Here is an 11,591-nt window from a genome sequence, read left to right as displayed (position 1 = left end):
TATCTACCGGATTAGGCGGGTGCGTCAGACGACATCCCCTGGAGGACTCATGCAGCATCCTTTCGTCAAGATCTGCGGCATGACCCGCCCCCAAGACATCCGGCTGGCTCTCTCGCTGGGCGCGCGGTACGTCGGCTGCGTGGTGGATGTCCCGCGCTCGCCGCGCACGGTCACGATTTCGCGGGCTGCCGAGCTCTCCAAAGCTGCCCCGGGAGCCCTCGTCTGCGTGGTAGTGGACATGCCTCGCGACGACCTGCGCCGGCTAGTCGAGACCGCAGCCCCGGCCGCGGTGCAGCTACACGGGTCCGAGACCGCATGCGCAATGCGGAATCTGAAGCGTCAGTTTCCCAACCTGGCGATATGGCGGGTGGTTGGGGTGGAGGCCTCGCATGCCCTCGAGCAGACAATTGCCACCGCGTCCATGGCTGCCCACTCAGGCGCCGACGCTGTCCTCCTGGATGCCTCCGTGGGCGGCCTGTCCGGAGGCACCGGGTTGACCTGCGACTGGGATGTCGCTGCGAGAGTGGTCTCGGCTCTGGATGTCCCTGTCATTCTTGCCGGGGGCCTTTGTCCTGAAAATGCTGTCCACGCGGCACAGAGCGTGCGTCCGGCCGGCATTGACCTGTCCAGCGGAGTGGAGGAGAGACCGGGGATCAAGTCACCCGAACGCATGCGCGCTTTGTTTCGCGCACTGGAGGCCCTCTGATGCCCGGCGGAGAAACGTGCATTGGCTACAAGAAGCCGCATCGCTGCATTCCAGCTCCTACGCTGAAGGAGGAGAGCCCGTGAACAAGGTCAAACACGGTGTTATCGGTCTGGGCTGGTTTGGTGAAAAGCACTGCGAGGCCATCGAGTCCATCCCCAACGCAGAGCTGTACGCCTTGTGTACACGCACCAAGTCCCGCCTGAAGGAAGTCGGCGCGCGATTCGGTGTGAAGAAGCTGTTCACCGACTACCACGAAATGCTGGCGGACCCGGAGCTCGAGTCTGTGAGCATCGTGACCATGTGGGACCAGCATGTGGAGCCCGCGCTGGCTGCCCTCAAGGCCGGGAAGCACGTCTTCTGTGAGAAGCCCATGGCCTCCACCGTCAAAGACTGCCGGCGCCTGGTGGATGCGGCGAAGAAGGCACGCGGGTACTTCATGGTAGGTCATATCTGCCGATTCAACCCCCGCTATGCCATGGCCAAGCGCCAAATCGAGGAGGGCGCCATCGGCGATATCCTCTACATTTACGCGCGGCGCAACATTCCATGCTGGGTGACCACCGGAGTCCTCCCCAAGATCGGTCCGATCGTGGGCGATGGGGTGCACGACACCGACCTCATGCTCTGGTATACTGGCGCGAAGATCGTGAGCGCTTACGCCCAGACCAACCAGTTCCGGGACTTTCCCAACCCCGACCTTGGCGTCACCATGTACAAGTTCGATACCGGCGCGTCGGCGGTGCTCGAGGATATCTGGTGCCTTCCTGACCAGACAGCGTTTCAGATCGACGAGCGCATGGAAATTATCGGCACCAAGGGGCAGATCAGCATTCAGGAGGTCAGCCCCAATCTCGCGGTGGCGGGACCGAAGGGGTGGACCTGCCCCGACACCACCTATTGGCCCACCATCCACGGGAAGCTCATGGGGGCTCTGCCCGCAGAACTGCAATACTTCGCCGGCTGCATCCAGGATGGCACGCCACCCAGCGTCATCACACCCGAGGAGTCGCTGGCTGCGGTGGAAGCTTGCCTTGCGGCGGAGAAGTCGGCAGCAACGGGCAAGATCGTGAAACTCTGATCGCGCCGGGCGGTCTGCGAGACGGACCCGGCCCATGATCCAGGTACCCTTCGGAGGCCACTGCGATGACCGCTTCCTCATGCGGTCCTGTGGTTTTGATGCTAAGTCTTGCCCTGTGCATTGGCGGCTGCGCGCGTACTCCACCGCCCACAGAGCCGCCTCCTGTGCCTCCACAAACCCGGCTGCCATCTGAGCCCGGGAACGCAGCGGGACCGGCCGAGAGCACCGATGAAGACCCTGAAAAAAGCGAGGAGCTTGCCCTCGGATACGCTGCGCGGGCACGGGAATCCCTGCTTGCGAGCAAGTATGACGAGGCCATCGCGCTTGCAGACAAGGCGATTGAGCTGCGCTCCGACCTGGCGGAAGCCTACCTGGTCCGCGGCGAGGCCTTGGGCTACCGCGCAGGCGAGAAGTCCTTCGAGGATTCCTCAGACCCGGACGCCGGTCCTGAAAAGAAGCGCGCACTGGCGGATATAGAGACTGCCATAGAGCTCGCCCCGGACCTTGCCCCGGCGTTCGTCGCGCGTGGTCTGTGGCGGCTGGATGCGGGACAGGTGCAGGAAGCGATCTCCGATTTCACCCGCGCGATTGAGATTGACCCAAAGTACGGGGAAGCCTACTACCATCGCGCGATTGCATCCGAAGACGTCGACCCGGAGCAGAGCCGGCTCGACTCGCGGAAGGCCGAGGAGCTCGGGTACAACCCCGGTCCGTAGACCGCCCAGCGGCCACCTGCAAGGCGCTGGTTCTACAGACAGTGCCCCTGGGTCCCGATGTTCCCAGGGGCGCAGCCATTTGCCCCCGCCCTTGTCGTGACAATCTCTTGGCAAACACCGGTCTATTTCGTAGTATAAACGCATTAACCATTTCTATTCAGGCCTTTGCGTCGCCTCGCGCTGGAGAGGCCGCATTGACGAGTTGATCCATGCAGAGCCACGCCATCTGGTATGCGTTGCCCTTGCTCTGGGGAGCAGGGCTCGAATTGCTGCTCGCCATCTACGCCTGGCGCCGACGCGCGAGGGTGACCGGCGCGGCTGCGTTCGCGCTGCTCCTAGTGGCCATTGCCGTCTGGGTAGCCGGTTATGGTATGGAACTCCTGAGCCGGAGTATTGAGGCGGGCCTGCTGTGGGCGAAGGTTCAGTGGGTCGGCATTGCGACGGTTCCGGTGGCCTGGTTCGTGTTCGCCTTCCACTACTCCGGCAGGACGCAGTTCCCCAATCCGCGCCAGATAGCCCTGCTTTCCATTCCCGGTCTTCTCGCGATTGTCTTCGCCTGGACCAATGAATACCACGGGCTCATGTACGCGCAGATTGGCACCGAAGTCTCGGTCCCCTTCACCGTCCCCGTATTACAGCACGGAATCTGGTGGCGCCTATCCGTCGCGTACGCTTACGCGCTCCTTCTCGCCGGCACCGTTATCCTTCTCCAGTCCATGCTACAAACCCCTCGGCTCTTCCGCGGCCAGGCGGCTATCGTACTCGCTGGGGTCGCCCCGCCGTGGGTCGCAAACATCGCCTTCATCGCAGGGGCCTTCCGGGGTCTGAATCTGGACCTCACTCCCTACGCCTTTCTGGCCACCGGCGCCTTCATTTTCTGGGGTCTCTTCAAGCACGGCTTTCTGGAGACCGTCCCTATTGCCTGTGAGGCAATCGTGTCGGCAATGCGTGACGGCGTGATCGTACTCAACGGTCAAGGCCGCATCATCGATATGAACCCGGCCGGAGAGGAAATCACCGGTTTGGCGGCGGCGGACTGCCTTGGGACACATGTCGCCGAAGCCCTCGGGGACTGGCCCGAGCTTCTATCGCTTCTGGTCGAACCCGCGAACAGCACTGACCAGACAGCGACTGTCGAGCGCGCTGGGAGGCTGTATGATGTGCGGGTCTCGACGCTTGACAGGAGCGGGAGCGGCCCGGCGCCACGCACCTGTGTTTTCCGCGACATTACCCAGCGTGCTCGCGCCGCGGAGCAGCTGGCCCAGAGCGAGCAGCGCTGGCGCCTGCTCTTCGAGCGATCGCCGGTGGGGATCTTTCATTGTGACACTGACCTGATCCTGACCGAATGCAATGACCGGTTCATTGAGATTCTCCAGACAACGCGCGAGCGGCTTGCAGGCCTGGACCTGAAGACCCTGAAAGACACCAGGGTCTTGTCCTGTATCCGGGCCGCGCTGGATGGGCATCCAGGGCACTATGAGGGGCCCTACCAGGCGACGACCAGCGCTGCGACCGTCTGGGTGTCCCTTGATTCTGCACCGGTCACCGACGCCCATGGAAATGTGACCGGCGCGGTGACCATCGTAACGGACCTAACGGATCGCAAGGCGAGCGAGGTGAGGATCGAAAGGCTGGCTCAGGGCCTGCGCCAGGTGGTCTCGATCGCTGACGAACTCATCGCATGCGACGACCTGGACGAGATGCTCCGCAAGGCCGTTGAACTGCCCCGGGAGAGGCTGGGTGTCGAGCGGTGTTCGGTTTATCTGGCCTATGGCGATACGGTGCAGGGAACCTTCGGCACTGACCTCCAGGGCCGGACGACAGATGAGCGGGACATCTGCCAGGACGCATGGCCTACCCTGACGGATTTGCAAGACGAGGCCTGTAGCCAACATTGGAATGCCCCGGTTATCACCCAGCGTGAAATGCGCGAGGGCGCAATGGTGGATGTAGGTACCGGGTGGGTTGCTCATACGCCGATCCGGTCTGCAACCAAGTCTCTGGGCTTCTTCCTGAATGACTGTGCCATAAGTGGCGGCCCCGTTGACCCAAACCTCCAGGACATCATCGCCATTTACTGCTCTCTCCTGGGCAATATTCTGGAACGCAAGCGCACTGAGCAGGCTCTGCGGGCAAGTGAACGCGCCGGCTGGGTCATGCTCAATGCGACTCACGACATGGCTATGCTGGTCAGCCGCGACTGGCGCATCGAAGCCATCAACGACGCCATGGCTGCCGAGTTGAGGAGACCCACCGAACGGCTCGTGGGAGCTCGTGTCGCTGCGGTCATCCCTGCCCAACTAGTCAGAGCCGCCGAACCTCACGCCGAGCAAGCTCTTCGCACCGGACAGCCCGCTCGCTTCGACGGCTCAGATGATGGGCGCCACTATTCCATCACTCTATACCCGATTGTGGACGAAGCAGGGGACGTCCAGCGAGTTGCCGTGTTCGTTTCCGATCTCACGGAGCAGCGACAAGCCGAGGAGTCCCAACGCCTTGCCGCCGTAGGACAACTGGCCGCCGGGGTTGCCCATGAGTTCAATAACATCCTGGCGGTCATGAGCGGACGCGCCCAGCTCGCCGAGGCCTACCGTCGTCCGGAGGACTTCGACGAACTGATCGATGCCGTGCACCGAGGCACGGCGCGGGGGTCCGAGATCTGCCGCAATCTGACGAGTTTCGCTCGGCCCGTGGAGCCACGCCGGGCACCGGTGAACATCGAAGAGGCAATCGAGGCTGCTCTTCGCATGAACTCGCGGGAGCTTGCAAACGCATCCGTTGAGGTGGAGCGGCGCTACGGTGCCGGCAACTGCACCATTTGGGCTGACGCCGGACAGCTCGAACAGGTCTTCCTCAATCTCTTCATCAATGCCTGCCACGCAATGGCCGGCGGCGGAACTCTGACAATTGAGACACGCATCGACACAGGCGCCGACGGGCAGAGGCAGGTGGTAGTTACAGTGGCCGATACGGGCATCGGTATCCCGCCCGAGTACCGGTCCCGAGTCTTCGAACCGTTCTTCACCACCAAGGGACGCCTGGGCGAAAGCGACATCCCCGGCTCCGGCCTGGGCCTGTCGGTTTCGCGCAGCATCGTGGAAGCCCATGGGGGGACCATTTCCCTCACGAGTGAGGTGGGTGAAGGCACGGTCTTTGAGCTCCGGTTCGCTGAGGGAAAAGGCGAGCAGCCGCCTGAACCGGAAACGAAATCGATGCCCTGCCGCCTCGACGACCGCACCCGCCGCCGCCTGCTGGTGGCTGAAGACGAGCCCGACCTGCGGAGCCTTCTCGACGCATTCCTTCAGCAGCGAGGTTTTGAAGTGGTCGTGGCGGCTGACGCTCCGTCGGCACTGAACCTGTTGAAGAGCTGCGTCGTAGATCTGGTGGTAACCGACTACTTGATGCCCGGTGGTGGAGGGGGCGATGTTCTGCGCTGCGCTCGTGAGATCGGCGTGCCGGCTATCGTTGTTTCCGGTCGCAGTGATACAGACGCCCTCGCGAGCGATCTGCGTGCCCAGGGTGCTGCGCGCCTTCTCGCTAAGCCTTTCGCGCTGGATGACCTGATAAACGCCGTGCTGCAGACCCTGGCGGAAGCTTCGGAGCAAGCCCCTGTCCCGGATTGATGCTTGCAGTCGCATGCTATTGGAGCCCAAAGGCGTTCTGGCTCTTGGTGCGGACGTCTGCGGTTCTCGCGAGCGGTGGTTTGGCTTACAGGCCGCGATGCGGGCAACCGCTTATAGCAGGGCTGTGGCGGAGAAACGCGGAGGGGCCCTCCTGGATTTAACCGCAGGTAGGCACCTTGTCCACTGGCAGGCTCCAATGCCACAACAGCGACCCGAGGCTTTTCAGCCCGGAGCCGGGGATGCAAGAGGCCTTGGGCTGGCCCACCCCGTCTGCTCGTCGCTTGGTGGGCCGTCTGCGGGCCTTGACACAAACACCCCGCGGGGCTAAACTCACCGTACGGGACCCCGATCCCGCGGTTTTGTGTGCTTAGACCCAGGGGACTCCACCTGGGTCTTTTTCGTGCTTCGACGAGTCGAAGGAGTTGAGTTGCATGGCGGTCAAGGTCGTGGTGGGCGCCCAGTGGGGCGATGAAGGCAAAGGCAAGATCACCGACATCCTCGCGGAGAACGCGGATGCAGTGGTCCGTTATCAGGGTGGAAGCAATGCCGGTCACACGGTGGTCGTCGGTGGTGAGAAGTTCAAGCTGCACCTGATTCCGTCCGGCATTCTCCACGAGGGCTGCCTGTCCATCATGGGCGACGGAACCGTGATCGACGTGACCTCCCTGGTGGAAGAGATTCACGGACTGAAGGAGCGCGGCATCACCTGCAAGGGGCTGCGCATCAGCGGCTGCGCCCACGTGATCATGCCATACCACCGCCTCTTGGACGGCCTCCAGGAGGATTCTCGAGGAGCAGGAAGTATCGGCACTACACGGCGTGGAATAGGGCCGGCCTACACGGACAAAACGGCCCGCATGCCCCGTCCGGTTCGCATGTTCGACCTGCTGTCCGCGGATGATCTCAAGGCGCGCATTGATGAGCAGCTTGCAGTGAAGAACGTGATTTTCCGTGAACTGTACGGGCATGAGGGCCTAAAGGCGGACGAGGTCTTCGACGAGGTGTGGGCCGTGGCCGGCGAGGTGCGCGAGTACATCGGCGACACCCGCGCGCTGCTCATGAAGGTGGTGGACAATGGCGGCAATGTGGTCATGGAAGGCGCACAGGGCACATTCCTTGACCTCGACTGCGGCACCTTCCCATTCGTGACTTCTTCGCATCCCATCGCCGGTGGGGCATGTCTTGGAACGGGGATTGGTCCCACGGTCATCGATGATGTCTATATCGTTGCCAAGGCCTACACCACGCGCGTCGGGGCCGGGCCTTTCCCGACCGAAGACAAGGGCCCGGACGGCGACCTCATCCGCGAACGCGGCTATGAGTACGGAACCACTACGGGTCGCCCACGCCGCTGTGGGTGGCCGGATCTTGTGGTGGTGCGCACGTCCGCGCGACTCAACGGCGCAACCAGCATCGCGCTCACGCTTCTTGATGTTCTCGATGTGTTTGAGAAGTTGCCCGTCTGCGTGGCATACGATATAGCTGGCCGGCGCCACGAGATGGTCCCTAGCAACGTAGACTTGATGAGCGAAGCGAAGCCGATCTACGAAATGCTGGATGGCTGGAAGACGGACATCTCGGGGTGCCGCAGATACGAGGACCTGCCCGAGAACGCTCGGAGGTACGTGGAGTTCATCGAAGAGATCACGGGGATCCCCGTGGGCATGGTTTCGGTGGGGCCGGCGCGGGACCAGACGATCATACGGGCCTGACGAAACCGAACCGACCTTCGGAGAGTAGTGCGCGGCGGCGGGTCTACCCTGCCGCCATTGCTTTTGGTGCGGCAGGAATGGGCGCTGCATGCGGAGAACGAGGACGGTGAAGCTTCCCGACGAGACGCGATCCGCGAGGTCTTGGCGATGCCCCGAACGATACAATCTCTCCATCTCTTGACGATCCTCCTCCTTGCCCCCCAATGCCTGGGTGACAACGGGGCTACTCCCGACCTGGTGCGCAATGGCGGGTTCGAGCAGGGCGTGCCTCCAGCCGCCGCAGACTGGGGCATCTGGCCTCCGCGCAACGCACACGATGGTGTCTCGAGCGAAATGGATGCGGAGGAGCACCATTCCGGCCTGTTCAGCGGCCGCCTGCGCATCACTGACCCGACCTTCGACGGCATCTGCACCTGGCACCATCCCGCCACACCCGTGGAGCCGGGGCAGGAGATCGTGGTGGAGTTCTGGATCAAGGCCGAAGGGGTCGAAGGCTCTTGCGGGATGGACGTGCAGTTGCGAGAGGGCGTCCAAGAGATTGTGGGCGGTCGAGCAACAGCCAATTGGACGGGCACCTTCGACTGGCGCAAGGAGACCCACCGATTCACCGTCCCCGAGGGTGTCGACCACATTTGCCTTGTACCACTTCTCCGGGGCACGGGCACGGTCTGGTTCGATGATATTGCGGCATACGGGACACCGACGGTGACCTGCTCAACTGTGGAAGCCCCGCCCGAAATCGACGGCTTGCTCTCCGAAGCCTGCTGGGACGCGGGCAGGGCGCTGTCCGGTTTCCGCGTGAACGACGGCTCCGTTCCAGACCTGGATACCCGCGCGTGGGTGGCAGGAGATAGCGAAAGCCTCTATGTCGCCTTCCACTGCCCCCGCAAGCCCGGCGTGCCCCTGGTCAAGACGGTCACAGAGCGGGACGGCCCGGTCTGGATGGACGATGATGTGGAAGTCTTCATATCAACCGGCCCCGCGCGCGGAGATTACTGCCAGTTCGTGGTCAACTCCCTGGGTACACGGTATGACTCGCAGCGCACGGACGCATCCTGGAATGCGGGTTGGACTGCCGCAGCGCAGGAGACCTCGGATGCCTGGACCGTCGAGATGGCCATCCCGGTCCGCGAATTGCCCCTTGAGCTTGGCGCCGGGAACCGCTGGTTCATCAATCTGGGCCGTGCGGATAAGGCATCCGGACAGGCGAGTTCGTGGTCCTGCACTTTTGGCAGCTTCCACAATCCCGCGCGCCTCGGGGCGCTTGAAGATGTCCCGGCGAACCTCACCCCGCGGCTGGCGCGGATCGCGAACGACCGGCTGGCACCCCTTGCAGAGCGGCTCCGGTCTCTGGCCGGGGCGCTGAGCCTGGACGGTGTGCCCACGGCCCTCGCCGGCGCAGTTCCCGCTCTCCTGCCGGAAGCCAAAGCAGAGCTGGAGGCGCTGGAGCGCCTGCTGGCAGCGCCCGAGACGGTCGCCGCGAATACCTGGCCGCAACTCACGGGACGCATCGCGGCGCTGAATGCGAAAGTCTCCGAGCTTGCGGCGGCAACTCTCAGGCTCCGAGTGTGGACGGAGTGGTCCAAAGGAGGCAGGCAGCCTTCCTTCGGGCTGGCGGTGGCGTCTCCTCTCGAGAAAGTGTTCCGCGACGGTCAGGGGTTCCAGGGGGAAGTGTCCCGGTCGCTGGAAGTCTCCGCGGCCGGAAACGAGTACGAGAGCGCACAGATAGTTGCGGTGTCTCTTTCAGAAAAGGATATTGAGGGGTGCCGCGTGGCTGTGAGCGACCTGGCGGATGGCGAGGGGAACACGATCTCCCGCGACAATATCAAGGTCAGCCGCGTGGGTTATATCGAAACAGGGGAGCCGGGCTATGCCACCCTCCGCGTGGGCGCCTGGCCTGACCCGCTCCTGCCGGACGCGCCCTTTACCTTGCGCGCCGGCGAGCTTCAGCCCATCTGGTTGCGCCTCTACATTCCCCCGGGCACGCCGAAGGGCGAGTACACAGGTACCGTCAGCGTGTCGGCGGGGGAGGAACGCTGCGAAATGTCCCTGAGACTGCGGGTCTTCGGATTCGACCTGCCCCGCAGGCAGCATCTCGCCACGCCCTTCGGTTGCTCAGCTGCCGAAATATCCCGCTGGTACACGGGCAGCAGCGACTACAAAGCAAATCTGCCGCCTGATGTATTCACTCGCTGGAATCAGTTCCTCCTGGATTACCGGGTCACACCGACTGCGGTAGGCCAGTCGTATGTCGGCGAGGTGGTCCGCGGAGATGGTACCCTCGCCCCGGACTACACGGTCAGCGACGCGTGTATGGAGGCTATTGTCGACCGCCTGCCACCTCTGGGGGTGAGCATGGCAAGCGTGGGCCACTTCGGCTGGCACGCTGCGAACGCGCAAGGGATGGAGTACGTGCGAGACGTGGTGCATTCCGGGGAACGCGCGGGGTTGATGAAGTGGCCGAAGATTGACTCCTGGGCCTCACTGAGCCGCCCCATGGAAGGGCGCGAGTTGAGCAGAGCCGGCTGCAAGGCATTCCGCTTCTGGGTGAAGCCCGAGACCGCGGACATGGTCGGCGAGCGCATCGTCGCCTTCGTGAACAGATTTCCGGACCGGTGGATCACAACGTTCACGATCGCCGAAGAGGGCTGGCATGAAGTCCGCATCCCTGTCTCGCAGTACCGCCACAATCAGACTGGGGTTGCCCTTGATCTGGACACTTTGGCGGCCTGCGATAACTTCCAGTTCGTGATCGACAACAAAGACCGCCCCCTGCGCATTTACATTGATGATCTCGTAGCCGAGTGCGAGGGTAAGGACGTTGTGATTGACGACTTCGAACTGAGAACCGAGGTCGTGGAGATCCAGAAGCGGGTCGGGCAACAGATTGACCACTGGCGAGAGAAGGGCTGGCTGCCCTACGGGCATGTGTACGGATGGGACGAGGCGCGTCCCGATGAGTACGAGGCGGTGAGCGCTGCCTACCGCAGGGTGCTGGAACTCGAGCCCGACGCGCCCATCATGCAGACCTACTACACCAACCGGACGCCCGCTGAGCTCAACGAAACGGTGCGCATCTGGTGCGCATTGACGGCCAACCAGGACGACGCATTCTTCGAAGCTCGCCGCGCCGAAGGCGATGTCACGTGGCTCTATGTCTGCTGCGGGCCGAAGCCTCCGTTCGCCAATTTCTTCATCGATCAGCCCGCAATCGACCATCGGGTGCTCTTCTGGCAAACCTGGCAAAAGGATTGCACGGGCTTCCTGTACTGGCGCGTCAACTACTGGTTTGGATTGCTGCCAGACAAAGCCGAGGGACAGCGCTGGCCGGATGAGGCCGACTGGGACTGCCGGGACCTTGCGACCTACAAGGAGTTCAAGGTGAACGGCGATGGTTGGCTGCTCTATCCCGGCCGGAACTTCGAGCCCCTGTCGTCCATCCGCCTGGAGACCGTTCGCGACGGCATCGAAGACTATGAATACCTCTGGATTCTCCGGGAACTCAGCCCGGGGCACACTCTCTTGCGGGTCGGGGAGGAAATATCCCGGGACTACACCCATTTCAGCAGGGATCCAGACGCGATGCTGCGGCACCGGGAGGCCGTGGCAAAGGAGATCGAGGGTTTGACGAGACGCGCGATGGGGCGATAGGGTGCAAATTCCAGTTTCCGTCTTGTATCGGCTCTGGCCGATGGTTAAGATATATCCGGGCAAAATGGATAGATTGAGCCAGTCCATGTCCGATGGCGCCCATAC

At 62.9% G+C, this 11,591-nt stretch carries 6 protein-coding genes; all 6 read left to right on the top strand.

Annotated elements, in window-relative coordinates; all coding sequences use genetic code 11:
- The first annotated feature begins 49 nt into the window (after positions 1 to 49).
- The 6 genes from HPY44_09075 (at position 50) to HPY44_09050 (ending at position 11,486) form a co-directional block, all read left to right on the top strand.
- Positions 50 to 706 carry a phosphoribosylanthranilate isomerase gene (locus HPY44_09075; GenBank protein ID NSW56154.1) on the top strand — a complete coding sequence of 219 codons (657 nt, stop codon included), beginning with the start codon at positions 50 to 52 and terminating at the stop codon, positions 704 to 706.
- 79 nt (positions 707 to 785) lie between these two features.
- Complete coding sequence (locus tag HPY44_09070; GenBank protein NSW56153.1) at positions 786 to 1,784, top strand: Gfo/Idh/MocA family oxidoreductase; 999 nt, start codon at positions 786 to 788, stop codon at positions 1,782 to 1,784.
- A 65-nt stretch (positions 1,785 to 1,849) separates the two neighbouring features.
- On the top strand, positions 1,850 to 2,500 hold the full coding sequence (locus HPY44_09065; protein NSW56152.1) for a hypothetical protein: 651 nt from the start codon (positions 1,850 to 1,852) through the stop codon (positions 2,498 to 2,500).
- A gap of 209 nt (positions 2,501 to 2,709) precedes the next feature.
- A complete protein-coding gene (locus tag HPY44_09060) occupies positions 2,710 to 6,123 on the top strand; it encodes a PAS domain-containing protein (protein NSW56151.1) in 3,414 nt (1,137 codons plus the stop codon).
- Positions 6,124 to 6,554: 431 nt separating this feature from the next.
- Positions 6,555 to 7,835, top strand: coding sequence for an adenylosuccinate synthase (locus HPY44_09055; GenBank protein NSW56150.1), 1,281 nt, complete (start codon positions 6,555 to 6,557; stop codon positions 7,833 to 7,835).
- 147 nt (positions 7,836 to 7,982) lie between these two features.
- A complete protein-coding gene (locus tag HPY44_09050; GenBank protein ID NSW56149.1) occupies positions 7,983 to 11,486 on the top strand; it encodes a DUF4091 domain-containing protein in 3,504 nt (1,167 codons plus the stop codon).
- Positions 11,487 to 11,591 lie beyond the last annotated feature (105 nt).

The organism is Armatimonadota bacterium, from assembly GCA_013314775.1.
Classification (GTDB): domain Bacteria; phylum Armatimonadota; class Zipacnadia; order Zipacnadales; family JABUFB01; genus JABUFB01.
The sequence above is the reverse complement of the archived record's forward strand: the minus strand, read 5'-3'. Positions and strand labels throughout refer to the sequence as shown.